The sequence below is a fragment of the Streptomyces sp. NPDC026394 genome, assembly GCF_055567735.1.
Genome location: NZ_JBVHPX010000001.1, coordinates 22,795 through 48,555, shown reverse-complemented (window position 1 = coordinate 48,555; position 25,761 = coordinate 22,795). Strand labels below are relative to the sequence as shown.

The following is a 25,761-nucleotide window of genomic DNA, read 5'->3' as shown; positions in this document are numbered from 1 at the left end:
CTCTCCCCCCCCCCCCAACCGCCCCCACCCCCCCGGGGGGGGGGGGGGGCGCCCCCCCCCCCCCCGCCGCGGGGGGGGGGGCGTGGCGCCCCCCCCCCCCCCCCCCCCCTCGACCGTGGGGCCCGGTCCGTACCGGGCCGTTCCCGTACTAGCCCAGTCGGCGTACGAGCGCGTGGTACTCGTCCCACAGCTCCTTCGGCGTGTGGTCGCCGAAGGTGTTCAGGTGGTCGGGGATGAGTGCCGCCTCCTCGCGCCACACGTCCTTGTCGACGGAGAGCAGGAAGTCCAGTCCGGCGTCGTCCAGGCCGAGGCCGTCGGTGTCCAGCGACTCCTTCGTCGGCAGCACACCGATGGGCGTCTCGACGCCCTCGGCCTTGCCGTCCAGGCGCTCGACGATCCACTTGAGCACCCGGCTGTTCTCGCCGAAGCCCGGCCACACGAAGCGGCCCGACTCGTCCTTGCGGAACCAGTTGACGTAGTAGATCTTCGGCAGCTTGGCCTGGTCCTTGTCGGCGCCGACCTTGATCCAGTGGCCCATGTAGTCGCCCATGTTGTAGCCGCAGAACGGCAGCATGGCGAACGGGTCGCGGCGCAGCTCGCCGACCTTGCCCTCGGCGGCGGCGGTCTTCTCGCTCGCCACGTTCGCGCCGAGGAAGACACCGTGCTGCCAGGTCAGCGACTCGGTCACCAGCGGTACGGCGCTGGCGCGGCGGCCGCCGAAGAGGATCGCCGAGATCGGCACGCCCTTGGGGTCCTCCCACTCGGGCGCGATGATCGGGCACTGGCCGGCCGGAACGGTGAAGCGGGCGTTGGGGTGGGCCGCCGGGGTGCCGGACTCCGGCGTCCAGTCGTTGCCCTTCCAGTCGGTCAGGTGGGCGGGCAGCTCCTCGGTCATGCCCTCCCACCACACGTCGCCGTCGTCGGTCAGTGCGACGTTGGTGAAGACCGAGTTGCCCCACATGGTCTTCATGGCGTTGGCGTTGGTGTGCTCACCGGTGCCGGGCGCGACGCCGAAGAAGCCGGCCTCGGGGTTGATCGCGTACAGCCGGCCGTCCTCACCGAACCGCATCCAGGCGATGTCGTCGCCGATGGTCTCGACCGTCCAGCCGGAGATCGTGGGCTCCAGCATCGCGAGGTTGGTCTTGCCGCAGGCGCTCGGGAAGGCCGCGGCGACGTACTTGGCCTCACCCTGCGGCGGGGTGAGCTTGAGGATGAGCATGTGCTCGGCCAGCCAGCCCTCGTCGCGCGCCATGACGGAGGCGATGCGCAGCGCGTAACACTTCTTGCCCAGCAGGGCGTTGCCGCCGTAGCCGGAGCCGAACGACCAGATCTCGCGGTCCTCGGGGAAGTGCGAGATGTACTTCGTGGAGTTGCACGGCCACGGCACGTCGGCCTCGCCTTCGGCGAGCGGGGCGCCGAGGGTGTGCACGGCCTTGACGAAGAAGCCGTCCTCGCCCAGCTCGTCCAGGACGGCCTGGCCCATCCGGGTCATGGTGCGCATCGAGACGGCGACGTACGCCGAGTCGGTGATCTCCACGCCGAGCGCGGAGAGCGGCGAGCCGAGCGGGCCCATGCAGAACGGGACGACGTACATCGTCCGGCCGCGCATCGCGCCACGGAAGACGCCCTGCTCACCGGTGAAGATGTCGCGCATCTCCGCCGGGGCCTTCCAGTGGTTGGTCGGACCGGCGTCCTCCTCCTTCTCGGAGCAGATGAAGGTGCGGTCCTCGACCCGGGCGACGTCCGAGGGGTCGGAAGCGGCGTAGTAGGAGTTGGGGCGCTTGACCGGGTCCAGCTTCGTGAAGGTGCCCTTCGCGACGAGCTCCTCGCACAGGCGCTCGTACTCCGCCTCCGAGCCGTCGCACCACACGACGCGGTCCGGCTCGGTGACGGCTGCGATCTCGTCGACCCAGGAGATCAGTTCCTGGTGGTTGGTCGGTACGGGGGAGGGAGCCGCGTTGTCGCGCGCCACGATCGCTCCTAGATGAGGGTTTTGGACGGACCACTGTCCGCGTACACGCCGGCAGAGCCCGCTTCTGAAGATGCCTGCCCCTTGGGGGCTGCGACCCGGATGCTTCGCGACCGCTCATCCGGTGCCGACCGCACTCATTTGATCATCCGATCCTCATGGGCATCTGTCCAGAGGGGGTTCTCGTGACCGTCACCACTTCCGGACCGATCTGTAACCTACGGTTGCGTAGGTAGCATTGCGGCCATGACTTCCGCGCCCGACGCCGCCGAAAGCCGCTCTTCCTCCGTCACCAGCGCGGCCGCCGACGCAGTATCCGCGGTCGCCGCGAAGGCCGCGCCGCTCAAGCCCAAGCTGCGGGGCTGGCTGCACGCGGGGATGTTTCCCGCCGCCCTCGTCTCCGGTGTGGTGCTCACGGCCCTGGCCGACAGCACCCGCGGCCGGATCGCCTGCGCCGTCTACACCCTCTCCGCGTGCCTGCTCTTCGGGATCAGCGCCCTGTACCACCGTGGAAATTGGGGTCCGCGCACCGAAGCCGTGCTACGGCGACTGGATCACGCCAATATTTTCCTGATCATCGCGGGCACCTACACCCCGCTGACCATGCTGCTCGTCCCCGGCGGCCGGGGCCAGGCGCTCCTGTGGGCCGTCTGGGCGGCCGCCCTCGCCGGCATCGCCTTCCGCGTCTTCTGGGTGGGCGCGCCGCGCTGGCTCTACACCCCCTGCTACATCGCGATGGGCTGGGCGGCCGTCTTCTTCCTGCCCGACTTCCTGCACAAGGGCGGCGTCGCCGTCCTCGTCCTCGTCATCGTCGGCGGCGTCCTCTACAGCGCGGGCGGCATCATCTACGGCATCAAGCGCCCCAACCCCTCACCGCGGTGGTTCGGTTTCCACGAGGTCTTCCACTCCCTCACGCTGGCGGCGTTCGCGGTGCACTACGTCGGCATCTCACTGGTGGCCTATTCGCACGCCTGAGGTGCCCGGCGCGGCACCCGCGCCACCGGGAACACCGGGAACACCCGCACCGCCGTCCTTCGCGCCGGCCTCCCCGCTCCGCCGGCGCGCGCCCCCCGCGCCCGTACGTGGCCGCGGCCTCGACGCCGCGGCCACCTGCCACGTCAGGGCCGCCACTCCGGCCAGCACCAGAGCGACCACCGCGGTCGTGCCGCCGACGAGGAACCCTCCGACGCACAGCGCTGCCGCGAACACGGCGAACACATCAATCGCAGTACGCATACCCGCCACACCCCCTCCAAGCATCACTGACGGTGACCTTGCCCTCGCTGAAGCGTTACACACACCACTGACAGACAAGGGCATATCAAGGAACACCGACGACCGACACCCTCCTGCGTGCGGAAGCGGCCCGCACCGCCGGACAATGGCGCTCATGGCCTCCGCACAGAAGACCGCCGCTCAGCCCGGCACTCCCAAGATCGGGCTGCGGGAACGGAAGAAGATCCAGACCCGGCAGGCGATCCGCCGGGCCGCCTACCGGCTCTTCGCGGAGCAGGGGTACGAGGCGGCCTCCGTCGACCGGATCGCCGAGGCCGCCGACGTCTCCCCCAGCACGGTCTTCCGCTACTTCCCCACCCGGGAGGACATCGTCCTCACCGACGAGTACCCCCCGCTCCTGGAGGCGGAGCTGCGGGCCAGGCCCGCCGACGAGCCGATGGCCGAGTCGATGCGGCACGTGGCCGTCGAGGCACTGCGGCGGCTCCCGGCCGAGGAGCACGCCGAACTGGTCCAGCGCGCCCGGCTCATCCGCGAGGTGCCCGCGATCCGCGGCCGTACGGCGGAGAACGCCGTACGGGACAGCGCCATGATCAGCGCGGTACTGGCGGAGCGGACCGGTCGCTCCGCCGACGACCTGGAGGTCCGGGTGATCTCCACGGCGATTCTGGCCGGGCTCCAGGAGGCGCTGCTGCTCTGGGTGGCGGACGGGCAGCAGGACGATCTCGGCACCCTCATCGGCCGGTCGATGGACGTACTCGGCCGGGGCCTCACGTTGTGAACACGCGCCCCGCCCGCCCCTCGACGGAAAGACACACCCCGGTCTCCGCCCGCCCCCGGACGGCACCACGCACCCCGGCCTCCGCCCACCCCCGACAGAAGCGCCCGCCCCAGCCTCCGTCCGGCCCGCCTCACTCCCGTAAGGCTCTCCCGTACGGCGCCACCCGCCCCGGCTCCCTGGCCGGCTCCCCCAGCCGCCGGGCCAGCCGCCCGCGCAACCGCGTCAGCCGCTCGATCCGGGCGTCCAGGTCGGCCAGCCGACGGCGGGCCACCTCCGTCGCCGTACGGCAGTGCTGCTCCGGCCCGGGATCCGCCGCGCCGCCCGCCGCGCTTCCCCCGTCACCGTCCCGTGCACCCTCCTGTACGAAGAACAGCTCCGGAATGCCGTCGGGCGGCAACGCGTCGAGGAGCGGCGCGAAGGACTGGATGTCGCCCACCGTCAGCCCGGCGTCGAGCAGTTCCCGCACCGTGCGGAGCTTGCGTACGTCCTCCGGCTCGTACACCCGGTGCCCCGACGGCGTACGCCGGGCGATCACCAGCCCGTGCTCCTCGTAGTAGCGCAGTGCCCTGGCCGTCATGCCCGCCGCGGCCGCGGCGTCCCCGATGCGCATCCGGTCCTCCCCCGCCGGGGCCCGGTCGGTGTGCCCCGCTGCGTACGTCGACTCACTCAGACCGTACGTCGTCGGCCGGGAGCACACCGACGGGCCCGCGCCACGGGAAGACCGCTCGCGGCTCCCCTCACAACTCCACGAGCACCGCCCCCAGGTGCCGCCCCTCGATCAGCTCCCGCAGGGCTCGCGGCGCCTCCTGGATGCCCTGCAACCGCGCGTGCGGGAAGGTGAGGGTGCCGTCCCGGAGGCCGCGCCCGAACTGCTCGTTCCACTCGCCGATCAGGTCGGGGTGGTCGTAGAGCGCGACGCCGCGCAGGGTGATGCCGCGCGCCACCAGGGACAGCGTGTCGACCTCGGTGGTGGACGTGCCGGAACCGGAGAGCTGGTTGGAGAGCGCGCCGACGAGCGCGATACGGGCACCGCGGTTGGCGAGCGCGATGGCGGCCTGCAACTGCTCGCCGCCCACGTTGTCGAAGACCGCGTCGACGCCCTCCGGAGCGGCCTTGCGCAACTGCTCCTCGAACGGCCCGGCGCCGCGGATCACCGCCGCGTCGTACCCCAGCTCGTCGACCAGGTGGTCGGCCTTGCGCTGCGATCCCGTACTGCCGATGACCCGCCCGGCGCCGCGCAGCCGGGCGATCTGGCCGGCCAGCGACCCGACCCCGCCGGCCGCGCCGGACACGAACACCGTGTCCCCCGGCCGCACCTCGGCGCCCCGGACGACACCCATGTAGGCGGTCGGGCCCTGCGACAGGTAGGCGGCCGGGTCGGGCATCAGGTCACGGTCCCTGCGGTGCACCTCGGCGGCGTCCACCAGGGCGTACTCCCGCCAGCCGAAGTTGTGCTCCACCAGGTCACCGGGGGCGAAGTCGGTGCCGGGCGCGTCCACCACCTCGCCGACGGCCGCCCCGTACAGCGCCTCGCCCGGCACGAAGGACGGCATCGGGACCGTGGTGTCCTCGTCCATGAGCGTCCGCATGACGGCGGCGACGGCCATGGTGGTGTTGCGTACGAGCACCTGCCCGGACTTCGGCTCGGGCACCGGCACCTCGACGACCTCGAACAGGTCGTCGGTGAGCGGGCCCCGCGGGCGGCCGGTGAGGCGGACTTCGTGGTGGGTGGCGGGCAGGCCGCCACCGGTGCGGTTCGTGCGGTTCGTCATGCCGTCACGCTAAAAGTTGACGCCCGCGTGAAGTTCAAGCCCGCTTTGCGGCCTAGGACTTCGGACGGAGCGGGGCGGGACCAGGGGACCGGCCCCTGCCCGCCCTCCCTCACCCGCCGCTGAGCTTCTCCCCCAGCTCCTCGGGGTCGGTCGTCGGGCGCTCGCACGTGAAGTGGCGGCAGACGTACGCGGCGGCCCGGCCGTCGGCCAGCGGACGGTCCTTCAGCAGCGGCACCTCCTCCGACCCCGGCTCCCCGAGGGCGACCACCGCGCCGGGCGCGGTGCCCAGCAGGGCGGCGCGGTGCAGCGCACGGGTGGCCGGGTCGCCGTCCGGACCGACCACCGCGACCTCGCGCGGCCCGTCCAGCGCGGCCTCGGCGACGGCCAGCCCCCACCCGATGAAGCGCGGTGCCCGGCCGCTCAGCGCCTTGACGACGCCGAGGGCGCGCTCGGCGGCGTCCCGGTGCGGTGCGCTGCCGGTCAGCGCCGCGTACGCCAGGAGCGCGCCGGCGGCCGCGGTCCATCCGGAGGGCGTGGCGTTGTCCGTGGGGTCCTGCGGGCGGCGGATCAACTGCTCGGCGTCGTCGGCGGTGTCGTAGAGCGTGCCGTTCTCGGCGGTGAAGTGCACGAGCACGGTGTCCAGGAAGAGGCCGGCGAACTCCACCCAGACGCCCTCCCCGGTGACCGAGGAGAGCGCGACGAAGCCCTCGGCGACGTCCGCGTAGTCCTCCAGGACACCGGCGTTGGCGCCCGCGACGCCGTCCCGCGAGGTGCGGTGCAGCCGCGCCTGCCAGTCCATGTGGACGCGGACGAGCAGGTCGGCGGCGTCCGTGGCGGCCTGCACCAGGTCCGGGCGGTCGAAGTAGGCGCCGGTCTCGGCGAGGGCAGCGACGGCCAGGCCGTTCCAGGCGGCGACGACCTTGTCGTCCCGCCCGGGGCGCGGCCGGGCGTCCCGGGCCGCGCGCAGCCGCTCCTTGATGCCCGCGATCCTCGCCGCGTCCACCAGGTCGTCGGTGTCGGGCAGTTGCAGGACGGAGGCGCCCTCCTCGAAGGTTCCCTCCTGCGTCACACCGAAGTAGTGCGCGGCGATCCCGGCGTCCTTCTCCCCCAGGACGTCGCGCAACTGCTCCGGCGTCCACACGTAGTACGCGCCTTCGACGTGCCGGCCGCTGCCGTCGTCGGAGTCGGCGTCCAGCGCGGAGGCGAACCCGCCCTGCTCCGTACGGAGTTCCCGCACCATGAACTCGGCGGTCTCGACGGCGACACGGCGGGCCAGGTCCGACCCGGTGGCGCGCCACAGGTGCGCGTACGTACGGCACAGCAGCGCGTTGTCGTACAGCATCTTCTCGAAGTGCGGCACGGTCCAGGTCTCGTCCACCGCGTAGCGCGCGAAGCCGCCGCCGAGCTGGTCGTAGATCCCGCCGCGGGCCATCGCCTCCGCCGTCGCCTGCACCATCTGCAAGGCTGCCTCGGACCGCGTACGGGCGTGGTGGCGCAGCAGGAATTCCAGCGCCATGGACGGCGGGAACTTGGGCGCGCCGCCGAAACCGCCGTGCACGGCGTCGAAGTCGCGGGTCAGCGTGAGCAGCGCGGAGGCCAGGTCCTCCGGGCCCGGCGGCACCGGCTCCCCCTTGGCCAGCGACGCGGAGAGCGACCGGGCGGACAGGTCGGCGACGATCCGCCCGGCGACCTCGCCCACCTCGTCCCGGCGGTCCGTCCAGGCGCTCCGCACACCCTGGAGAACCTGCGTGAAGGAGGGCATACCGTGGCGCGGCGCGGGCGGAAAATACGTACCGAAGTAGAACGGCTCACCCTCGGGCGTCAGGAAGACGGTCATCGGCCAGCCGCCCTGCCCGGTGGCGGCCTGCACGGCCTCCATGTAGACGGCGTCCACATCGGGCCGCTCCTCGCGGTCCACCTTCACCGGTACGAAGTGCTCGTTGACCACGGCGGCGACCGCCGCGTCCTCGAAACTCTCGTGCGCCATCACGTGGCACCAGTGGCACGCGGAGTAGCCGACCGACAGCAGCACGGGCACATCACGCCGCTTCGCTTCCTCGAAAGCCTCCGGCGTCCAGGGCCACCAGTCGACCGGATTGTCCGCGTGCTGAAGCAGATAAGGCGAGGTCACGCCAGCCAACCGGTTCATGCGGACCAGCCTCTCACAGCGCCCGCCCCATCTGGCGGAGCCGGAAGCACGGCCGTCGGCGACGGTATCCACGGCAAGCGGAACAGTAGGCTGAACCCAGCAGCGCGTGAACTGTCGAGGCTCCTCGAAGGAGGCACCATGACCGCCGAGATGGTGGTGCCCACGTGGATGCACACCCAGATCAGCGCGGAGCAGTACGACTCGTGGTCCGAGGAACAGTGTGCGGGCATCGAGATCGTGGACGGAATGGTCGTCGTGAGCCCGAGCGCCTCCAAGCGCCCTAACAGGCTGGCCCGGCTCCTGGCCAATGCCCTGGACGCCGCCGCGGGCTCCGAGTGGAACGCCGACACGGACTTCGATGTCCGCTTGCAGGACGTTCCCCTCACCAACCGCCGTCCGGACGTCATCGTCTGCCGGGCGGAGACCATCGACCTCACGCCCACCCGCCCCGAACACGTACTCCTGGTGGTCGAGGTCGTGTCGCCCGGTTCGGAGACCACGGACCTGATCGTGAAGGTGGACCAGTACGCCAAGGCCGGCATCCCCTTCTACTGGCGTGTCGAACAGGCCGCCACCGGTGTCCCCATCACCTACACCTACGTTCTCGGCCCCGCCACCAAGGTTTACAGGGACGGTGAGATGTTCACTGGCGCGATCGAGACTGCCGTTCCCTTCTCCGTGGCCATTGACCTGGGATCCGCCTGAAGCGCTGGAAACCCTTCCCTCATGCCTGGACGCGGGGTCAGCGAGTGCGCCGGCGCCAGTGACACGACGCCGCATCCGGCTGCCCCGGACGGGCGTGTCGCGCAAGGCTTTCATGGCGGCTCCCACGAGGCCGGGACGGCGTGCTCACCGGCTCAGGCGATCACCGCGATGTCCCCGTCGTCGAAGTAGATGGCCTGGTGCAGCCGGCCGCCGAGCGCGACGGCGAAGCGGGCGAGGACGTCCTGGCCGGAGATGTGTCCGCGCTCGATCTGTGACACCCGCCCCTTGGTGACGCCCGTACGGTCGGCCACCTCCTGCTGGTCAGCCCACGGGCCCGCCGCAGTTCCGCCAGTCGGCGCCCCGTCGTCTCCGCCAGCGGCTCCTCTTTGCCCGCCCGCACGGCGTCCTCGCCACCGGCGCGGATGTCCTGCCAACGCGTGTATCCACTCACGGTCGTCCGCCTTCTTCCTGAGCCCGGTCGCTCACGTAGGTCTTGCAGCGCTGCTCGGCCAGGGGGATCGCTTCGTCGTACCACTCGGACCATCGGCCCGACTTGTCGCCCGTGATCAGCAGGAGGTTGCTGCGCCACGAATCGAGGTGAAGACGAGGAAGACCTCCCACCCGCACTCGCTGAACACGTATAGCTGTCCCTATACCTCTGCGCCACTGGCCTGCCCACGCAGACGAAATGCCCCGCGGTGGATAGCCCAGGGCCCGCGCGGGGAGTTATCCACAGGCCTGCCGGATTTCGCGCGGAAGCGGAACACTGTGGGTACGGAAACCGATCACCGCGGGCCGGGGCGGGTGTGCTGCACCGGCTGTCGGGGAGCGGTGGGAGGCCGGGGGTGGCCGGGAGCACCGGGACCTGCCGGGACGCTGGGAACTGCAGGAGGGGGAAGGCATGGCGGGCTCACCGGCTGTGCTGCGCGACCGTCACCGGGCGGAAGCGGACGGGCTGTTGGCGCGGGCCGTCGAGGAGGAGGTCCGGCGTTCGGGCGGGACGCTGGACCGGGGCGTGCTGCTGGCCCGGGCGCGTGCGGTGCTGGACGACATGGCCGGTGCGGCGTCCGAGGAGTACGGCGCGTACGTACACGCGCTGGACGAGTCCGCGGCCGGGCAGCGCCCGCTGTCCGAGCGGCTGTCGCGCAAGGAGCTGAGCACCCCCGCGGTGGCCACGGCGGTCGCGGCGGTCGCCGCCTTCGGCACGGACCTCGCGTTCGGGACGGGTCCTGGTACGGCCCTCGGCGTCGGTGTCTCGGTGGCGGCGGCGGGCGCCGCGGCGACGGTCGTGAAGCTGACGGCGGGGCACTGGCCGGCGGCCCACCGGCAGGCGGGGATGCGCGGCCAGCCGGGCGGGCCCGAGCAACTGCGGTTGCAGTGGCTGACCGCGCTGGAGGTGCGCGGTATCCGGCCGTTCCTGGACCAGCAGCGGATGCTGACGGCGGCGACGCGCGGCAGCTCCTCCGGCACGCCCGCCGCCTCCCGCGGCAGCCGGGTGCCGCAGTTGCGCGGCGCGGACCGCAGCGCGGCGGCCCGCCAGCGGTCCGTGCTGGAGCAGTCGTTCGCGCACTTGCCGCAGCCGGAGCAGTTGTTCGCGGGGCGGCGGGCGCATCTGGCGCAGATCGCGCAGTGGGTGCACGCGGCCCGGGCGAGCACGGAGACCCGGCCGACGGTCGTGGTGCTGCACGGCGAGCCCGGCTCGGGACGTACGGCACTGGCGGTGCGGGCCGCACACCAGCTTCGGGACCAGTTCCGCGGCGCGTGCGTGGTGGATCTGCGCGGGGACACCCCGGGCGAGACGCCGCTGCCGACACGGGACGCGCTGCTGCACCTGCTCAACCGGCTCGGCGCGCCGCGCGAGCAGCTTCTCTTCCGTGAGCGGCCCTCCCAGGAGCAGCACGTCAAGCGGCTCACGGAGCTGTACCACAAGCATCTGACGGGCCTGCCCGTCACGGTCCTGCTGGACGACGCCTCTGACCCGGAGCAGGTGCGCCTGCTGGTGCCGGACCGCTCCGACAGCCTGGTGCTGGTGACGACCCGCGAGCCGATGGACCTGCCCGGCGATCTCCAGGCGTGGGTGCACCAGCTACCGGTGGGCGCGCTGGACTCGGCGGGCACCGAGGAGCTGCTGCGGGCCGCGGCCGACGAGTCCGAGGGCGAGACCGGACCGTACGACCACCAGTCCGTGGAGCGGATCGCGCAGCTTTGCGCGGGGCTGCCGCTGGCGCTGCGGGTGGCCGGTTCGTCGCTGGGGCCCAGGTCGCCCGCCACGCTGGCGGCGGACCTGGCGGAGAGCGCCGCGCGGTGCCCGGCCGCCGGGCCCGGGGTGTCCCCGGCCGAGGCGGCGCTGTGGCTGCGCTACGGCGACCAGTCGGAGACGGCCCGCCGGCTGCTGCGCCGGCTGGCGCTGGTGGGGCGCGCCAGTCTGGGGGCGGCCGCCGCGGCGGCACTGCTGGGCGTGGACGTGCCGGAGGCCGAGCGGCAACTGTCGGCCCTGGCCGCCACGGGCCTGATCGAGCACGTGCGCGGCGACCGCTACCGCCTGCACGCCCTCGTCCACCACTTCGCGCACGCCCGCCTGGTGGACGAGGAGGACCCGGCCGGGCGCAGTACGGCCCAGGAGCGGCTGATCCGCAGCTACGCGGAGCTGGCGGACTCGGTGATCCGCCTGGTGGACGGCCGGACGTCCACCCGCGCCGACCGCTTCGGCTCGCACGGCTTCACTTCGCTGGACGCCGCGCTCCAGTGGCTGGACGACGAGACCAGCTTCATCACCGCCGCGCTGCGCCACGCCGACCAGGACGTGGACCAGGCGACCGTCTCGCACCTGCTGGGCGCACTGGCCGACTACTGCCTGCTGCGCGGTGACCTGTACCGCCTCGGCGAGCTGAGCGAGCTGACCAAGGCCGCCAACCGGGGGCTGCTCGTACGGTCCGTGCAGTGGCGCACCGGCATCGCGGCCCGGCAGCTCGGTGAGCTGGACAAGGCCCGTACGACCCTGACCTCGGTGGTCGACCTGTATTTCGAGGCGCAGCACCCGGTCGGCGCCGCGCGCGCCCTGCGTGACCTGGGGATCACGCTCCAGCAGCAGGGCAATCTGACGGAGGCCGCGGCCAAGCTGCGCGAGGCCATGGAGATGCAGTCCGGCCCGGACGTGCGCGGCGACCGGGCATGGACGCTGCACGCGCTGGCGGCCGTGGAACGGGACCGCGCGCAGGTGGCGGAGGCGCTGGCGCTGCTGCGCGAGTCCCTGGAGCTGCACCGGGAGAGCGAGAGCCTGCACGGCCAGGCGTGGGCGCACTTCCAGCTCGGCCAGGTGTATCTGCGGATGGGCGAGGTCCCGGAGGGGGAGCGCGAGTTCCACGCGGCGATGGAGCTGTACGGCCGTACGCACGACGACCGCGGCGAGGCGTGGGCGATGACCCAGCTCGCGCGGGCCCGGCTGGTGGACGCCGACCCGGACCCGGCGGTGGACCGGCTGCGCCAGGCCCTGCCCCTGCACCGCCGCTACGAGGACGCCCGCGGCGAGGCGTGGACGCTGTACTACCTGGGCCAGGCGTTGGAGGAGCAGGGCGACCTGGACGCGGCGCTGCGGCACCTGGAGCGGTCCCGGACGATGTTCAGCCGGATGCAGGACGGCTACGGCCTCGCCTGCGCCCGGCACCACTCGGGGCGCGTCACCCGGGACCTGCGGGCCGCGCAGACCGGCTCGCTGCGCAACAGCGGTTTCGCACGGCAGCTCCTCCAGGACGCCCGCAAGGACTTCCAGCGGATCGGCGTCCCGCACGGGGAGGCGTGGTCCTGCCTGGAGTTGGTGATCATCGACGCGGGCAACGGGCGGGCGGCGCAGGCGCTGGAGCTGGCCGACGAGGCGGCGCGGACGTTCGCCGGTTACGGGGACCGGCGCGGCGAGGACTGGGCCCGTTTCCTGCGCTGCACGCTGCTGCCGTTCGCCTCACCGGGCGGCTCGGTGGTCGGCGCGGCGGTCGCGCAGGAGGAGCTGGCCCGGCTGGCGCAGGAAGGGCACCCGACCCGGGACTCGAAGCTGGAGGACTGCGCGGAGACGTTCGCGCTGCTGCTGGAGCGCGGCGTCGAGCCGGAAACGGGGTGGGAGGCATGGCGGCTCGGCATGGTTCCGAACCGCCACGCGCGCGAGGTCATGGGGGTGACCGTTCCCTCGGCGCAGTGAACAGGTGACCGGAGGCGTTCCCTCGGCGCGGTGACCGGAGGCGTCACCTCGGCACGGTGACGGGGGCGCCTTCGCTCGCGGAGACGGAGGAGGCGCCCCCGCTCGCGATGACGCCGGACGGGCCGGCGGACGATGTCCCGCCCCGCCCGGCGTCCGGGGACGTGCTCAGCCCGCCTCGGGCCGTGCCTTCCCCGAGGGCTGCCCCTTCACCTGGCTCTTCTTCGCCTGGCTGTTCGCGGTGCCCTTGGCCGGGGCCTCCGTGCCGGAGGCGCCGGGCGCCTCCGGGGTCTCCTCGAAGTCGACCTTCTTCATCCGCTTGTTCATGGACTTCATCAGCAGCCATACGGCGCCGCCGATGACCGCGAACACGATGAAGCCGAGGACGCCCGGGGTCACCTTGTCCTTGTCGAAGCTGTCGGCAAGGGTGACGAAGTGCGTCACGGCGAGGGTGCTAGTCGCGCTCATCATGGAGTCAATTGTTGCGGATGCCCGCGAAGAGGTCGTCCTCGGGGAGGGACGTGTCGACGAGCGACTTGGCGAGCTCGTACTCCTCCGTGGGCCAGACCTCCTTCTGGATGTCCATCGGCACCCGGAACCAGCCGCCGTCGGGGTCGATCTGCGTCGCGTGCGCGATCAGCGCCTTGTCGCGGATCTCGAAGAAGTCGGCGCAGGGCACGTACGTGGTCAGCGTGCGCTCGCGGCGCTCGAACTCCTTCCAGCGCTCCAGCCACTCCCCGTACGGGGAGTCCAGGCCGCGCTCCAGCAGCGCCTCGTGCAGCGCGACGGTGCGCGGCCGGTTGAAGCCCTGGTTGTAGTAGAGCTTCTGCGGCTGCCAGGGCTCGCCGGCCTCCGGGTACTTCTCCGGGTCGCCGGCCGCCTCGAAGGCCACCATCGTGATCTTGTGGGTCATGATGTGGTCGGGGTGCGGGTAGCCGCCGTTCTCGTCGTAGGTCGTGATGACCTGCGGCTTGAACTCGCGGATCAGCTTCACCAGCGGTTCGGCCGCCGCCTCCACGTCCTGGAGGGCGAAGCAGCCGTCGGGCAGCGGCGGCAGCGGGTCGCCCTCGGGCAGCCCGGAGTCGACGAATCCCAGCCACTCCTGCTTGACGCCCAGGATCTCCCGGGCCTCGTCCATCTCCTTCTTGCGCACCTCGTGGATGTGCTCCTCGATGTACGGGTCGCCCTGGAGCTTGGGGTTGAGGATGGAGCCGCGCTCCCCGCCCGTGCAGGTGGCGACCAGCACGTCCACCCCCTCGGACACGTACTTGGCCATGGTGGCCGCGCCCTTGCTCGACTCGTCGTCGGGATGGGCGTGGACTGCCATCAGTCGCAGCTGCTCAGTCAAGACTCGATCCTCAGTGAAAGGCCGGAGAAGATGTTTCCTATAGTGACCGAAGCGCGGGGCGATTAATTCCGAAGCCCCCGGCAGGAGGAGCGATCATGAGCGCGGTGCGCGAAGGGCTGCCCGACGGACGCTACGGCCGCTCCGCCGACCAGCGCGCCGACCGCAAGCTGAAGATCGTCGGTGCCGTGCTGGGCGTGGCGCTGCTCGGTGTGGTCGGCTGGTCCGGTTTCTCCTACATCTCCGGGCAGGACCTCAGCGGCCGGGTGATCACCTGGGACCGTGTCTCGGACAGCGCCGTCAAGGTGCATCTGGAGGTCGTCAAGGGCAAGGACGACACCGGTACGTGCACACTGCGCTCGCAGGCCGACAGCGGCGCCGAGGTGGGGCGCAAGGACGTCACCGTCGACGCTCCGAAGGAGCAGGTGGACGTCGAGGTCACGATCCGTACGACGGCGCGGGCGACCAACGCCGTCCTGGTCGGCTGCACGTCCTCCGGCGGCTGACCCGGCGCTCGCCCCGCGGCCCTCGACCCGACGCCCGGCCCCGGCGCACCCCGACGGCCGCCCCGCCCGACACCCGGCCCCGGCGCACCCCGACGGCCGCCCCGCCCTCCGCCCGGCACCCGGCTCCAGCGCCTCCGGCGGCCGCCCCGCAAGCCCCCCGGCGGCAGGCCCGCACCGCGCACCGCCCGGTGTGTCGCCGGGCCCGTCCGGGCCGGCGCGCTGACCGGGCACGATCCGGCCGGATGACGTTCCCGGCGAAATTCCCCTTCCCCGTTTTGTGCCGGAATTGTTAGGCTCGTGGTTTCGCCCACCCGTGGAGGCGCAGCCTGCGGCCTTCCTGGTAGGGCGTTTGATTTATCCCCAGCACCGACGAGGAGCACCTGTGACCCAGACCAGCGACAACGTCACCTGGCTGACCCAGGAGGCGTATGACCAGCTCAAGGCCGAGCTGGAGCACCTGTCTGGTCCCGCACGCGCCGAGATCACCGAGAAGATCGCGGCGGCCCGCGAGGAAGGTGACCTGAAGGAGAACGCCGGGTACCACGCGGCCAAGGAAGAGCAGGGCAAGCAGGACCTTCGGATGCGCCAGCTCAAGCAGTTGCTGGAGACGGCGAAGGTCGGCGAGGCGCCCGCCGCCACTGGTGTCGTGGCCCCCGGCACGGTCGTCACCATCGCGTTCGACGGAGACCCGGACGACACCCTGACGTTCCTGCTGGCCTCGCGGGAGTACGCGAGCTCGGAGATCGAGACCTACTCCCCGCAGTCCCCGCTGGGCTCCGGAGTGAACGGCAAGAAGATCGGCGAGACCGCCGAGTACGAGCTCCCCAACGGCAAGAAGGCCTCGGTGAAGATCCTCGAAGCCAAGCCGTACACGGGCTGAGCACCGGGCGGCACCCGCCCGTGGCCTGACGACGACCGGCCCGGAGCCCCAGCGGCTCCGGGCCGGTCGTTTCCGTGTGCCCCCGGTCCCGGCCTCCGGTCAGCCGGCCGCCTTGCGGTACTTGCGGACCGCGAGCGTGCGGAAGAAGACGAGGATCAGCACCGACCACAGCACCGAGGCGATGACCGGGTGCTGCATGGGCCAGGCGTCCGGGGTCCTGAAGCCGGGCGGCAGGTTGCCGAACAGCTCACGGGCGGCCTGGACCGTGGTGCTGAACGGGTTCCACTCCGCGATGTGCCGGAAGACCGTCGGCAGCTTGTTGGAGTCCACGAAGGCGTTGGAGATGAACGTCAGCGGGAACAGCCAGATCAGCCCGCCCGAGGTGGCGGCCTCCGGCGTCCGTACGGTCAGGCCGATCAGCGCGCCGATCCAGGAGAACGCGTAGCCGAGCAGGAGCAGCAGGGCGAATCCGGCCACGACCTTGCCGATGTGCTCATGTGTGCGCCAGCCGAGGAGGAGCGCGACGAGGGCCAGCACGATCAGGGTGAGCGTCGTCTGGACGAGGTCGGCGAGGGTACGGCCGGTGAGGACGGCGCCGCGCGCCATGGGCAGCGAGCGGAACCGGTCGATCAGGCCCTTGTGCATGTCGTCGGCGATGCCCGCGCCCGCACCGGCGGTGGCGAAGGTGACGGTCTGCGCGAAGATGCCCGCCATCAGGAACTCGCGGTAGGTCTGCTGCGAGAGCGAGCCGCCGACCTGGATCGAGCCGCCGAACACGTACGTGAAGAGGACCACGAACATGATCGGCTGCACCAGGCCGAACAGGACCACCTCGGGAATCCGCTTCATGCGGATCAGGTTCCGCCGGGCGAGGACCAGGGAGTCGGTCGCGCTGCTCATGACGTCTGCTCCTTTCCGGCGGCGGGCCGCCGTGCCGCGGGCGCGTCACCGACCGCGGTGGCCCCGCCCTCGCCTGCCCCGTTGCCGCCGTCCCCGGCCTCGCCGCCCCCGTTCTCGCCGTTGCCCTCCGCCACCTCGGCGGCGTGGCCGGTCAGCGAGATGAACACGTCGTCCAGGGTCGGCCGGCGCAGCCCGATGTCGTCGATCTCGACACCGCGTGCGTCGAGTTCGCGGATGACCTCGGCGAGCAGCTTGGCGCCGCCCGTCACCGGCACCGTGATCTTTCGCGTGTGCTGCTCGATCTTGCTCGCGCCCTTGCCGAAGCCGCGCAGCACCGCGTCGGCCGTGCCGATGTGCTCGGCGGCGTGCACGACGACCTCCACCCGCTCGCCGCCCGTACGCGCCTTGAGCTCGTCGGAGGTGCCGCGGGCGATGACCCTGCCGTGGTCGACCACGCAGATGTCGTGCGCGAGGTGGTCGGCCTCTTCCAGGTACTGGGTCGTGAGGAGCAAGGTCGTGCCGCCGGCGACCAGTTCCTGGATGACTTCCCAGAGCTGCTGGCGGTTGCGCGGGTCCAGGCCGGTGGTGGGCTCGTCCATGAACATCACGGGCGGGCTGACGACCAGCGCGGCCGCCAGGTCGAGCCGGCGCCGCATGCCGCCGGAGTAGGTCTTGGCCGGACGGTCGCCGGCGTCGGTGAGGTGGAAGCGCTCCAGGAGCTCGGTGGCCCTGGCCTTCGCCGCGCGCCCGCCCATCTGGTAGAGCCGGCCGACCATGGTCAGGTTCTCACGGCCCGTCAGATACTCGTCGACGGCGGCGAACTGGCCGGACACGCCGATGGAGCGGCGTACTTCGTCGGGGTGCTTGAGGACGTCGATACCGGCGACGACCGCGGTGCCGCGGTCCGGCTGGAGGAGGGTGGTCAGAACCCGTACGGCGGTGGTCTTGCCCGCACCGTTCGGGCCGAGCAGTCCGAGGACGGTTCCTTCGGGGACGTCGAGGTCGACGCCGTCCAGAGCCCTCACCTTGCCGAAGGTCTTCACCAGCCCCTCGGCGTAAATGGCGCCTGGCATTGGGTACTCCCAAGGTATGGGGTTAACTCCAGGAAGAATCTTACTTTCACCGGATATGAGCCGCTCTACGGGCATATACCCGGCACCGAGGGGGCCCCGAAACACGGCGCAGCTCCCCCGTGGACCCGGACCATAGCGCACTCGCGATACATCGCGACATACGTTGGACGGCGTGTGCGGCCGCGCGGCCGGTCAGCTCAGCCGCGCGCCACGGCACACATCCGCCCATGGCGCACCTCACGCACGTCCGCCCGCGGCGCACGTCGTGCACGTCCGCCCGCGGCGCACCTCACCCCATGACGGTGTAACCCGCCGCCTCCAGGGCCGAACTGACCTCCGTGCAGTGCTCCGGACCCTTGGTCTCCAGATGCAGCTCCACCTCCGCTTCCGTGAGCCCGAGCCGCGGATCGGTCCGCACATGGCTCACGTCCAGGACGTTCGCGTCGACCTCCGACAGCACCGCGAGCAGCGTCGCCAGCGCCCCCGGCCGGTCCGTCAGCCGCAGGCGCAGCGACAGGTAACGCCCCGCCGCGGCCATGCCGTGCCGCAGGATGCGCTGCATCAGCAGCGGGTCGACATTTCCCCCGGACAGCACCGCGACCACCGGGCCTTCGAAGGACTCGGGCCTCGACAGCAGCGCCGCCACCGGACTCGCCCCCGCCGGCTCCACGACCAGCTTGGCCCGCTCCAGGCAGAGCAGCAGAGCGCTGGAGAGCTCGTCCTCGGACACGGTACGGACCTCGTCGACGAGATCGCCGACGATTTTGAACGGCACGTCGCCGGGGCGCCCGACCTTGATACCGTCCGCCATCGTCACCGGCGCCTCGATCGAGACCGGCCGCCCGGCCGCCAGCGAGGGCGGATAGGCGGCCGCGCCCGCCGCCTGCACCCCGACGATCCGCACGTCCGGCCGCAGCGCCTTGACCGCCAGGGCGATGCCCGCGACGAGCCCGCCGCCGCCGATGCCCACGACGATCGTGCGCACCTCCGGGCACTGTTCGAGGATCTCCAGGCCGACCGTGCCCTGGCCCGCGATGATGTCCCGGTGGTCGAAGGGGTGGATGAAGACCGCGCCCGTCGCGTCGGCGTACTCCCGCGCCGCCGCCAGCGTCTCGTCCACGACCTGGCCGTGCAGCCGCACCTCGGCGCCGTACTCACGGGTCGCGGCGACCTTCGGCAGCGGCGCGCCGACCGGCATGAACACCGTCGAGCGCACCCCGAGCAGCGAGGCCGCCAGCGCCACGCCCTGCGCGTGGTTGCCGGCGCTGGCGGCGACCACACCGGCCGCCCGCTCCCGCGGGGAGAGCGCCGCGATCCGCACGTACGCGCCACGTATTTTGAAGGAGCCGGTGCGTTGCAGGTTCTCGCACTTCAGATGCACCGGGGCCCCCACCAGACCGGACAGGTGCCGGCTCCCCTCCAAGGCGGTGGACCGCGAGACGCCGGACAAGATCTTCTGCGCCTCCCGTACGTCCTCGACGGTGAGCGCGGCGGAGGCGGCGGCCACCGGGCCCGCGCCCGGACCGGAAACGGAGGCGGAACCGGAATTCGACGCCGGTTCCGCACCGGTACCGGACGCCTCCGCACGCGCCGGGACCGATGCCGGACCGGGTCGCTGACCGGTGGCAGAAGCGGAAGCGGAATCCGAAGGGGAACCGGAGGCAGGAGCGTGCTCGTGCGGCGTGTGATCGGCCATGAAACCCAGTCTTACAGTTCGGTCCGCGGCGGATGCCCGGGGCCGCCGGACCGGTGCCACGTAGGCACGTCTTTGGACAGCGCCGGTACGGTCCGCGCCGGGGCCGCGTACTCTGTCCCCCAATCCGTACGCATCCCATGAAGCGAGCTCCCGGCCATGCCCACCTCTTCGGACATGACGACCCACACCGACCCCGCTCTTCTCGACGCGCTGCAACACCAAGTCGCCGTTTTCGCCCGCCGCGCCGAACAGAGCCGGCTCGGCGGCGTCGGCCAGGCGCGCAATTCCATGGACCGTGCCGCCTATCTGCTCCTCAACCGCCTGGACAAAGAGGGCCCGATGGGTGTCAAGGCGCTGGCCGCCGGCATGGGCATCGACTCCTCGACCGTCACCCGGCAGGTCGCCCCGCTGGTCGACTCCGGCCTGGTCAACCGCGCCTCGCACCCCGAGGACGGCCGTGCGGTCGTGCTCCAGCTCTCCGAGCGCGGCCGGTCCCGGCTGGAAGAGGTACGGGCCTCCCGCCGCGCCCTGATGGCGCTGGTCACGGAGGAGTGGACGGAGGAGGAGCGGGACTCCTTCTGCAGCCTGCTGACGCGCTTCAACGCCTCCCTGTCCACGGTCACCGCGACGCTGCCGCCGGTGCCGTCCAGCTCCTGAGCGGCCGGACCCCGTCCCGTCGGTTCCTCGGCGGCCGGCGGCCCGGCCGCCGCGCGGCAGCGGCGTAGCGGCAGCCGGCCATGCTCGCCCCCCGGTTTTTCCCCGCCGCCTCTTGACCGCGTGCCGGGCCTGCCGTGCCATGGAGCTGTGCGAGAGCGGCGGGCAGCCCAGGAACGCCGTCGTGCCCGGGAGTTCGAGGCGTTCGTCGCGGGCGCGGCCGGCCGTCTGCTGCGCGCCGCCACGCTGCTGACCGCCGAGCCGGAGGACCGGCGCGCGCCCGCCGCCGAGCGCCTGCTGATCCTGGCGCTGGCCCGTACGTACGCCGCCTGGGACCGGCTGCGCGGCGAGGACCCGTACGACCGCACGCGTCAGGAGATGGCCGCCTGCTTCGCGCACTCCGCCTGGCGGGAACGGCTCCCCCGCGCCCTGGCCCACGGCAGACGACCACCGCCCGGCGGCCTTCTGGGGCGACTGTCCCCGCAGGAGCGGCTGGTGCTCGTCCTGCGCCTCTACGAGGGCGTCGCCGAGGAGCAGACCGCCGCGCAGTTGGGTCTGCCCGCCGAACGCGTCCACACGCTGTGCCTGCGGGCCGTGGGGCACATGCGCAGCCGTCCTCCTGCCGGGCGCGGGGAGCCGCCGGTACGGGTCGGCGCACCGGCGGCGGAACCCTCCGGCGTGCCGGCACCGAGGCCCGCCGACGCGCCGGGCGCACCACCCGCACCACCCGCGCCGCCCGCCCCGGAGCCACTTCCACCGGCCCCGCACCCGGAAGCCGCCGCGCCATGAGCCTTCCGGACCGCAAGGAGGCCGAGGTACGGCGGATGCTGGACGGACCGCATCCGCCGGTCCCGCCCGACCTGGCGCTGCGCGCCGCCGCCAGCGGCCGGCGGCTGCTGGTCCACCGGCGGCTGGCGCGCCGGCTGCTGTGGCTGCTGACCGTTGCGGCGCTGGCGGCGCTCCTGGCCTGGGCGGCCGTCGACCAGCCGTGGCTGCCGCCGCCGGCGCACACCACCCCTCCGCTGGAAGGGTGGTGAGCGGAGGGCCGGGCGCCTCAGGCGCCGCTGTCCCAGCGCCTGACGGTGCCCCTCAAGGTCGGCGCCCGACAGTGCCACTCAAGCCCGGCACCGGAGGTTCGCCCCTCAAGGCCGGCGTCTGGAGTACGCCCCTCAAGCCCGGCACCAGGGCCGTTTCCCGGTTCGGCGCCAAGGCGTCTCCCGGTTCGGCGCCAGGGCCGTCTCCCGGTTCGGCGCCAGGGCCGTCTCCCGGCCCAGCGCCTGAGCGTTTCCTAGCCCAGCGCCTGGGTGAGGTCCGCGACCAGGTCGTCGACCGACTCGATGCCGACCGAGAGCCGCACGAGGTCGTTCGGGACCTCCAGCAGCGAACCCGCCGTCGAGGCGTGCGTCATCCGGCCCGGGTGCTCGATCAGCGACTCCACGCCGCCCAGCGACTCACCGAGGGTGAACAGCTTGGCACGGTTGCAGACCTCCACCGCGGCCTCCTCGCCGCCCGCGACACGGAACGAGACCATGCCGCCGAAGGAACGCATCTGCTTGGCGGCGACCTCGTGGCCGGGGTGGTCCTTCAGGCCCGGGTAGAGGACCTGCGACACCTTGTCGTGCGAGGCGAGCAGCTCGGCGATCCGGGTCGCGTTGGCGCTGTGCCGGTCCATCCGTACGGCCAGCGTCTTCAGACCGCGCATCACCAGCCACGCGTCGAACGGTCCGGCGACCGCGCCCATCGCGTTCTGGTGGTAGGCCAGCTCGTCGCCCAGCTCGGCGTCGTCGACCACGAGCGCGCCGCCGACCACGTCCGAGTGGCCGCCCATGTACTTGGTCGTGGAGTAGACCACCACGTCCGCGCCGAGGGCCAGCGGCTGCTGGAGGTAGGGGCTGGCGAAGGTGTTGTCCACGACCAGGCGGACCCCGGCGTCGCGCGCCACGGCCGCGAGCGCGGCGATGTCCGTGATGCCGAGGAGCGGGTTGCTGGGCGTCTCCACCCAGATCGCCTTGGTACGGGGGCGCAGCGCGTCCCGTACGGCCTGCGGGTCGGAGGTGTCGGCGACCGACCACTCCACACCCCACCGCTCGACGACCTTCGAAATGAGGCGGAACGTGCCGCCGTACGCGTCATTGGGGATGACCACGTGGTCGCCGGGGACCAGGAGGGTGCGCAGCAGGCAGTCCTCGGCCGCGAGCCCGGAGGCGAAGGCCAGGCCGCGGCGGCCGCCGTCGAGGGCGGCCAGGTTCTCCTCCAGGGCGGTACGGGTCGGGTTCGCGCTGCGGCTGTACTCGTAGCCGCCGCGCAGCCCGCCCACGCCGTCCTGCTTGTAGGTGGACACCTGATAGATGGGCGGTACCACCGCGCCGGTCGCCTCGTCGGGCTCCTGACCTGCGTGAATGGCAAGGGTCTCGAAATTCTGGGGGCGCTGCTCGCGCTGATCGCTCATGTCTGCCGAGGGTAGTCGTCCACACCCGCGAACTTTTCGGAACTTTCTGCTTCGCTGGATAGTGGATACATACAAGACACATACGCGCTCCACCCCGCTCCATCCTTGCCGCGACACCACCAAGCCACACTCCCCGCCCTCGTCTCCACCCTCACCCCCATCCGCACCCCAAGACCGGAATCCGAGACTGACCACATGGACGTTCTGCTGGTTCTCTTCGCCGCTGCCGCGCTCGGCGGTCTTGTCCTGCTGCCCTGGCTGCGGCGCCGGCAGGCCGCGCAGCAGGCCCAGCAGGGGCTGGCGGTGGCCGCCGACCCCATGGCGGGCTACGGATTCGTGCCGGCCCAGGAGCTCGACGTACGGCTGCCGGGCCCCGACCAGGAGTTGGAGGACACCCTCGACGAGATCCGGCGCGGCCACGACTGGCGTCCGGCCGCCCAACTGCTGAGCGCCACCGGCGAGGACTGGGAGCGCCGCTGGCAGCGGGTGCAGACGCTCGCCGGAGCCGCGGCGTTCGAGCTGGCGGAGCGGCCCGGGCAGGGCGGCATCTGGCTGCGTACGTGGCGCTCCGAGGCGCCCAAGGACCCGGGCGGCGCCCAGACCCACGCCCAGTTCCTCGTCATCCAGGCGCTGCGCGACCCCGGCTCGCAGGATTTCCGCATGATCCTGGAGGAGGCCCGGACGGTCTGCCACGAGGCGGCCCTGCTGGCCCCCGGCAGCCCCGTCCCGTACATCACCGAGCTGGCCGTCGCCCGCGGCCTCGGCGACCGCCGCGCGGACTACGACGCTCTGTGGTCGAAGGTCGCCCAGCGTGCCCCGCACCACATGGGCGCGCACCTCGCCGCCCTGCCCTACTGGTCGCAGAAGTGGCACGGCTCCAAGGAGGAGGCCGCCGCGTTCACCGAGAGCGCAGCCTCGGCCGCCCCCGCCAAGAGCCTGCTCCCCGCTCTCCCGCTCTTCGCCGTCTACGACCATCTGCCCGAGGCCAACATGGTCCGCGGCCTCTTCCAGAGCGCCGTAGTTGAACGCGCGATCGAAGGCGCGCACTTCGCCTTGCGCGAGGCCCCGGCGGACCACCCCATGGCCCCGCACGTCCGGCACCTGCTCATCTGGTTCCTCGTGCACGCCGAGCGCTACGCGGAAGCCGTGGAACAGCTCCGTCTGGTCGACGGCCATGTCGGCGCCGTCCCGTGGTCGTACGGCAGCAGCCCCGCGGCCGAGTACGCCGCGTACCGCGCCCTGGCCGTGGCCGGCTGGGAGCGCGGCGGCGGCACGTCGTCCGACTTCCGCCCGCACCCGTGACCACCGGCCGACCCGGCGACGCCTCCGACCCCGCTTCCGGCCCCGCCCCCGTCCCCGCCCCCGGAATGCGGTTCCCGCGCCCGGCGTTGTCCCGGCAGCCGGTCACCGTCCTCTTCCCTCACCCCCGGAGCGAGACGCCATGCTCTTCAACCGCTTCAAGAACGCCCTGCCCTCCCCGGAGGAGGCCCTGAAGGGCCGCCCCGAACGCGACTTCACCGTCCCCGACCGGCACACGGTCCTCGGCACCCCGCTCCTCGGCCCCTACCCCGAGCACCTGCGGACCGCCGACTTCGGCCTGGGCTGCTTCTGGGGCGCCGAGCGCAAGTTCTGGCAGACCGAGGGCGTCTGGACGACGCTGGCCGGCTACCAGGGCGGCCACACCCCGAACCCCACCTACGAAGAGGTGTGCAGCGGCCTGACGGGCCACACCGAAGCGGTCCGCGTCGTCTACGACCCCGCCAAGGTCTCCTACGCCGCCCTCCTGAAGCTCTTCTGGGAGTCCCACGACCCCACCCAGGGCTTCCGCCAGGGCAACGACACCGGCACCCAGTACCGCTCCGCGATCTACACCCACTCCCCCGCCGACCACCAGGCAGCCGAAGCCTCCCGCACCGCCTACCAGTCCGTCCTCCACGCCGCCGGCCACGGCGACATCACCACCGAGATCCTCCCGGCCACCGACCGCCCCTTCTACCCGGCCGAGGGCTACCACCAGCAGTACCTGGACAAGAATCCGGCGGGATACTGCGGGATCGGGGGGACGGGGGTGAGCTGCCCGGTGGGGGTGGCCAAGGCGGAAGACTGAGCCCCTCACGGCAATCCGGCTGCGGACGCCTGGTACGTGCAACCGGAGAACGCCGGAGTGCTGGTCTTCACGAAGGACGGCTGTCTCTCGCTGCTGGAGATTTACTCTGCGTCCAGTGAGCCGATCACTACATGGCCAGAGTCCAGCTTCGTCGAACGCCGCTCAACAACTACCTGGTCTTGAATTCGACCTTTCCAGTACTCATCCGGAAGTTCCCGCTGGAGTACAGCACCGGCCGGGCCTCGACGTGGTTTCCGCTGTACTTCTCCACGTGCCGGATCTGCACACCGCTGGGGACGGTGAAGTCAAGCAGGGCGATAGCCACCCAATAGGACAGGTTGCGATTGTTGAAGAGTGGCACCGTCACGGTGGATCCTCGCCCATCAGTGACGACCGCGCGGGCACCGTAGGACTTGAATGAACCCGTGCCGTTCTCTACGGCGCTGTAGGCGCACAAGAGGACGTACCCCTGCAGGTCAGGGCGACGGATCGTGACCGTCTCACGACCGGGCACTCGGGAATCGCCGTCCAGGGCCATGTAGGGCGCTACGGAGAGCGATCCGAGTTGGCGGTAGTAGACCACGTCATCGGTCTTGTTCGGGCGCTTCCCTTGCGGCGTGACAAGACTTCCGGGGACGAAAAAGGCGTACAGGTCGAGATCAGCTCCTGCTCTCCGTCGAGCAGCGCTGCCACCGTTCCATTCAAGGGTGGCGGTGACGACGAGGCCCGGGTCGTCCTTGCTCATGTCGATGGTGGCTCGACCGGCCTTGGAGAGGGCGACTTTGCCCAGCGGGACCACAGGCCGGGGCGTCACTGGGGCAGGTGGGGACGGGGCCTGGGACGGCGCGGGGTCGTCGACGACAATCCCGACGTCCGCAGCCAGCCCCGCCAATCCTGTGTCCCAACCCTGGCCTACTGCCCGCGCCTTCCATCCGTCGCCTCGTCTGTACAGTTCCACCAGGACGGCCACTGTCTCCGAATTCTTCAGAGGGGGTGGCACGAAACTGATCTTTGCACCCTCGCTGTGGATGACGACCTGCGGAGTGTTACTCGTATCGAAGTGGGCGACGGGGAGCTCCGGATCGATGCTGGCGACAACTGCTATGCGTTCCACCGTGGACGGGACCGCCGCCAGGTTCGCGACGATGGTCTGGCCTTTCACGGCGACGCCGTCTTGTGACAGATGGTGGTAAAACACGAGGTCGTCATCGCTTCGCACCTTGCCGTCCGGTCCAAGAAGGACGGCGGAGACATCGATGCCGGCGGACGATGTGAGGGAGACACGGCAGGTCCCGGTCGGCAGAGGTGCGTTGCCGCCCTTGGTGAGAGTGGTGGTCATGTGTGGCCTTTCACGAT

General features: G+C 71.7%; 24 protein-coding genes. 11 read left to right on the top strand and 13 right to left on the bottom strand.

The window, feature by feature from the left end; all coding sequences use genetic code 11:
- Nucleotides 1-148: 148 nt before the first annotated feature.
- A complete protein-coding gene (locus ACZ4QV_RS00250; RefSeq protein ID WP_361583023.1) occupies nucleotides 149-1,972 on the bottom strand; it encodes a phosphoenolpyruvate carboxykinase (GTP) in 1,824 nt (607 codons plus the stop codon).
- Nucleotides 1,973-2,215: 243 nt separating this feature from the next.
- On the opposite strand from ACZ4QV_RS00250, the gene trhA reads away from it, so the two are divergent.
- A complete protein-coding gene (gene trhA, locus ACZ4QV_RS00245; protein WP_361160154.1) occupies nucleotides 2,216-2,944 on the top strand; it encodes a PAQR family membrane homeostasis protein TrhA in 729 nt (242 codons plus the stop codon).
- Here the strand turns inward: trhA and ACZ4QV_RS00240 are convergent.
- A complete protein-coding gene (locus ACZ4QV_RS00240) occupies nucleotides 2,918-3,205 on the bottom strand; it encodes a hypothetical protein (RefSeq protein ID WP_361583017.1) in 288 nt (95 codons plus the stop codon). The two genes, trhA and ACZ4QV_RS00240, sit on opposite strands and share 27 nt — an antisense overlap.
- A gap of 145 nt (nucleotides 3,206-3,350) precedes the next feature.
- Between ACZ4QV_RS00240 and ACZ4QV_RS00235 the strand changes: the two genes are divergently transcribed.
- Nucleotides 3,351-3,983, top strand: a complete 633-nt coding sequence (locus ACZ4QV_RS00235; RefSeq protein WP_361583014.1) for a TetR/AcrR family transcriptional regulator — start codon at nucleotides 3,351-3,353, stop codon at nucleotides 3,981-3,983.
- A 130-nt stretch (nucleotides 3,984-4,113) separates the two neighbouring features.
- Here the strand turns inward: ACZ4QV_RS00235 and ACZ4QV_RS00230 are convergent, their stop codons facing one another.
- The 3 genes from ACZ4QV_RS00230 to ACZ4QV_RS00220 all read right to left on the bottom strand — a co-directional run bounded on the left by ACZ4QV_RS00230 (nucleotide 4,114) and on the right by ACZ4QV_RS00220 (nucleotide 7,904).
- Nucleotides 4,114-4,593, bottom strand: a complete 480-nt coding sequence (locus tag ACZ4QV_RS00230) for a MerR family transcriptional regulator (RefSeq protein WP_361160160.1) — start codon at nucleotides 4,591-4,593, stop codon at nucleotides 4,114-4,116.
- Between the two features lie 127 nt (nucleotides 4,594-4,720).
- Nucleotides 4,721-5,755: an MDR family NADP-dependent oxidoreductase gene (locus ACZ4QV_RS00225; protein WP_361160162.1), complete on the bottom strand. Its 1,035-nt coding sequence runs from the start codon at nucleotides 5,753-5,755 to the stop codon at nucleotides 4,721-4,723.
- Between the two features lie 109 nt (nucleotides 5,756-5,864).
- On the bottom strand, nucleotides 5,865-7,904 hold the full coding sequence (locus ACZ4QV_RS00220) for a thioredoxin domain-containing protein (RefSeq protein ID WP_361160165.1): 2,040 nt from the start codon (nucleotides 7,902-7,904) through the stop codon (nucleotides 5,865-5,867).
- Nucleotides 7,905-8,042: 138 nt separating this feature from the next.
- Between ACZ4QV_RS00220 and ACZ4QV_RS00215 the strand changes: the two genes are divergently transcribed.
- On the top strand, nucleotides 8,043-8,609 hold the full coding sequence (locus ACZ4QV_RS00215) for a Uma2 family endonuclease (protein WP_361638083.1): 567 nt from the start codon (nucleotides 8,043-8,045) through the stop codon (nucleotides 8,607-8,609).
- A gap of 152 nt (nucleotides 8,610-8,761) precedes the next feature.
- On the opposite strand, the gene ACZ4QV_RS00210 is transcribed toward ACZ4QV_RS00215, so the two are convergent.
- Nucleotides 8,762-8,920, bottom strand: coding sequence for a helix-turn-helix transcriptional regulator (locus tag ACZ4QV_RS00210; protein WP_361638085.1), 159 nt, complete (start codon nucleotides 8,918-8,920; stop codon nucleotides 8,762-8,764).
- Nucleotides 8,921-9,510: 590 nt separating this feature from the next.
- Between ACZ4QV_RS00210 and ACZ4QV_RS00205 the strand changes: the two genes are divergently transcribed.
- Complete coding sequence (locus ACZ4QV_RS00205) at nucleotides 9,511-12,798, top strand: tetratricopeptide repeat protein (RefSeq protein WP_361638087.1); 3,288 nt, start codon at nucleotides 9,511-9,513, stop codon at nucleotides 12,796-12,798.
- A 165-nt stretch (nucleotides 12,799-12,963) separates the two neighbouring features.
- On the opposite strand, the gene ACZ4QV_RS00200 is transcribed toward ACZ4QV_RS00205, so the two are convergent.
- Both ACZ4QV_RS00200 and mca read right to left on the bottom strand, forming a co-directional pair.
- Complete coding sequence (locus ACZ4QV_RS00200) at nucleotides 12,964-13,266, bottom strand: flagellar basal body-associated FliL family protein (RefSeq protein ID WP_361160178.1); 303 nt, start codon at nucleotides 13,264-13,266, stop codon at nucleotides 12,964-12,966.
- Between the two features lie 4 nt (nucleotides 13,267-13,270).
- The gene (mca, locus tag ACZ4QV_RS00195; protein WP_361160181.1) at nucleotides 13,271-14,143 is read right to left on the bottom strand and encodes a mycothiol conjugate amidase Mca; all 873 of its coding nucleotides are present in this window, start codon (nucleotides 14,141-14,143) and stop codon (nucleotides 13,271-13,273) included.
- Between the two features lie 95 nt (nucleotides 14,144-14,238).
- Between mca and ACZ4QV_RS00190 the strand changes: the two genes are divergently transcribed.
- Entirely contained in the window at nucleotides 14,239-14,646 is a 408-nt protein-coding gene (locus tag ACZ4QV_RS00190; RefSeq protein WP_361160184.1) for a DUF4307 domain-containing protein, read from the top strand.
- 382 nt (nucleotides 14,647-15,028) lie between these two features.
- Nucleotides 15,029-15,526: a transcription elongation factor GreA gene (greA, locus tag ACZ4QV_RS00185; protein WP_361160187.1), complete on the top strand. Its 498-nt coding sequence runs from the start codon at nucleotides 15,029-15,031 to the stop codon at nucleotides 15,524-15,526.
- Between the two features lie 99 nt (nucleotides 15,527-15,625).
- Here the strand turns inward: greA and ACZ4QV_RS00180 are convergent, their stop codons facing one another.
- The 3 genes from ACZ4QV_RS00180 to ilvA form a co-directional block, all read right to left on the bottom strand.
- On the bottom strand, nucleotides 15,626-16,426 hold the full coding sequence (locus tag ACZ4QV_RS00180; RefSeq protein WP_361160190.1) for an ABC transporter permease: 801 nt from the start codon (nucleotides 16,424-16,426) through the stop codon (nucleotides 15,626-15,628).
- A complete protein-coding gene (locus tag ACZ4QV_RS00175) occupies nucleotides 16,423-17,499 on the bottom strand; it encodes an ATP-binding cassette domain-containing protein (RefSeq protein ID WP_361638089.1) in 1,077 nt (358 codons plus the stop codon). Before ACZ4QV_RS00175 ends, ACZ4QV_RS00180 begins: the two co-directional genes overlap by 4 nt.
- A 289-nt stretch (nucleotides 17,500-17,788) precedes the next feature.
- Nucleotides 17,789-19,006, bottom strand: a complete 1,218-nt coding sequence (gene ilvA / locus ACZ4QV_RS00170) for a threonine ammonia-lyase (RefSeq protein WP_361160196.1) — start codon at nucleotides 19,004-19,006, stop codon at nucleotides 17,789-17,791.
- Nucleotides 19,007-19,351: 345 nt separating this feature from the next.
- Here ilvA and ACZ4QV_RS00165 point away from each other — a divergent pair, with 345 nt between their 5' ends.
- From ACZ4QV_RS00165 to ACZ4QV_RS00155, 3 genes are all read left to right on the top strand, one after another.
- Nucleotides 19,352-19,852 (top strand): MarR family winged helix-turn-helix transcriptional regulator, encoded by a 501-nt coding sequence (locus ACZ4QV_RS00165; protein WP_031007890.1) that lies wholly within the window; start codon nucleotides 19,352-19,354, stop codon nucleotides 19,850-19,852.
- Nucleotides 19,853-19,999: 147 nt separating this feature from the next.
- Nucleotides 20,000-20,638 (top strand): sigma factor-like helix-turn-helix DNA-binding protein, encoded by a 639-nt coding sequence (locus ACZ4QV_RS00160; protein ID WP_361160200.1) that lies wholly within the window; start codon nucleotides 20,000-20,002, stop codon nucleotides 20,636-20,638.
- Entirely contained in the window at nucleotides 20,635-20,886 is a 252-nt protein-coding gene (locus ACZ4QV_RS00155) for a hypothetical protein (protein WP_361160203.1), read from the top strand. Before ACZ4QV_RS00160 ends, ACZ4QV_RS00155 begins: the two co-directional genes overlap by 4 nt.
- 251 nt (nucleotides 20,887-21,137) lie before the next feature.
- Here the strand turns inward: ACZ4QV_RS00155 and ACZ4QV_RS00150 are convergent, their stop codons facing one another.
- Entirely contained in the window at nucleotides 21,138-22,298 is a 1,161-nt protein-coding gene (locus ACZ4QV_RS00150; RefSeq protein ID WP_361160206.1) for a cystathionine gamma-synthase, read from the bottom strand.
- Between the two features lie 195 nt (nucleotides 22,299-22,493).
- Between ACZ4QV_RS00150 and ACZ4QV_RS00145 the strand changes: the two genes are divergently transcribed.
- The gene (locus ACZ4QV_RS00145; protein WP_361160209.1) at nucleotides 22,494-23,600 is read left to right on the top strand and encodes a hypothetical protein; all 1,107 of its coding nucleotides are present in this window, start codon (nucleotides 22,494-22,496) and stop codon (nucleotides 23,598-23,600) included.
- Nucleotides 23,601-23,739: 139 nt separating this feature from the next.
- Nucleotides 23,740-24,405, top strand: coding sequence for a peptide-methionine (S)-S-oxide reductase MsrA (msrA, locus tag ACZ4QV_RS00140; RefSeq protein ID WP_361160212.1), 666 nt, complete (start codon nucleotides 23,740-23,742; stop codon nucleotides 24,403-24,405).
- Nucleotides 24,406-24,574: 169 nt separating this feature from the next.
- Here msrA and ACZ4QV_RS00135 read toward each other — a convergent pair whose 3' ends face one another.
- Nucleotides 24,575-25,744: a TerD family protein gene (locus ACZ4QV_RS00135; protein WP_467762419.1), complete on the bottom strand. Its 1,170-nt coding sequence runs from the start codon at nucleotides 25,742-25,744 to the stop codon at nucleotides 24,575-24,577.
- Nucleotides 25,745-25,761: the final 17 nt, after the last annotated feature.

Coding starts and splice junctions, on each gene's coding strand:
- trhA (WP_361160154.1), top strand. CDS start 2,216: ATGACTTCCGCGCCCGACGCCGCCGAAAGCCGCTCTTCCTCCGTCACC.
- ACZ4QV_RS00240 (WP_361583017.1), bottom strand. CDS start 3,205: ATGCGTACTGCGATTGATGTGTTCGCCGTGTTCGCGGCAGCGCTGTGC.
- ACZ4QV_RS00235 (WP_361583014.1), top strand. CDS start 3,351: ATGGCGCTCATGGCCTCCGCACAGAAGACCGCCGCTCAGCCCGGCACT.
- ACZ4QV_RS00230 (WP_361160160.1), bottom strand. CDS start 4,593: ATGCGCATCGGGGACGCCGCGGCCGCGGCGGGCATGACGGCCAGGGCA.
- ACZ4QV_RS00225 (WP_361160162.1), bottom strand. CDS start 5,755: ATGACGAACCGCACGAACCGCACCGGTGGCGGCCTGCCCGCCACCCAC.
- ACZ4QV_RS00220 (WP_361160165.1), bottom strand. CDS start 7,904: ATGAACCGGTTGGCTGGCGTGACCTCGCCTTATCTGCTTCAGCACGCG.
- ACZ4QV_RS00215 (WP_361638083.1), top strand. CDS start 8,043: ATGACCGCCGAGATGGTGGTGCCCACGTGGATGCACACCCAGATCAGC.
- ACZ4QV_RS00205 (WP_361638087.1), top strand. CDS start 9,511: ATGGCGGGCTCACCGGCTGTGCTGCGCGACCGTCACCGGGCGGAAGCG.
- ACZ4QV_RS00200 (WP_361160178.1), bottom strand. CDS start 13,266: ATGATGAGCGCGACTAGCACCCTCGCCGTGACGCACTTCGTCACCCTT.
- ACZ4QV_RS00190 (WP_361160184.1), top strand. CDS start 14,239: ATGAGCGCGGTGCGCGAAGGGCTGCCCGACGGACGCTACGGCCGCTCC.
- ACZ4QV_RS00180 (WP_361160190.1), bottom strand. CDS start 16,426: ATGAGCAGCGCGACCGACTCCCTGGTCCTCGCCCGGCGGAACCTGATC.
- ACZ4QV_RS00175 (WP_361638089.1), bottom strand. CDS start 17,499: ATGCCAGGCGCCATTTACGCCGAGGGGCTGGTGAAGACCTTCGGCAAG.
- ACZ4QV_RS00165 (WP_031007890.1), top strand. CDS start 19,352: ATGCCCACCTCTTCGGACATGACGACCCACACCGACCCCGCTCTTCTC.
- ACZ4QV_RS00155 (WP_361160203.1), top strand. CDS start 20,635: ATGAGCCTTCCGGACCGCAAGGAGGCCGAGGTACGGCGGATGCTGGAC.
- ACZ4QV_RS00150 (WP_361160206.1), bottom strand. CDS start 22,298: ATGAGCGATCAGCGCGAGCAGCGCCCCCAGAATTTCGAGACCCTTGCC.
- ACZ4QV_RS00145 (WP_361160209.1), top strand. CDS start 22,494: ATGGACGTTCTGCTGGTTCTCTTCGCCGCTGCCGCGCTCGGCGGTCTT.
- msrA (WP_361160212.1), top strand. CDS start 23,740: ATGCTCTTCAACCGCTTCAAGAACGCCCTGCCCTCCCCGGAGGAGGCC.
- ACZ4QV_RS00135 (WP_467762419.1), bottom strand. CDS start 25,744: ATGACCACCACTCTCACCAAGGGCGGCAACGCACCTCTGCCGACCGGG.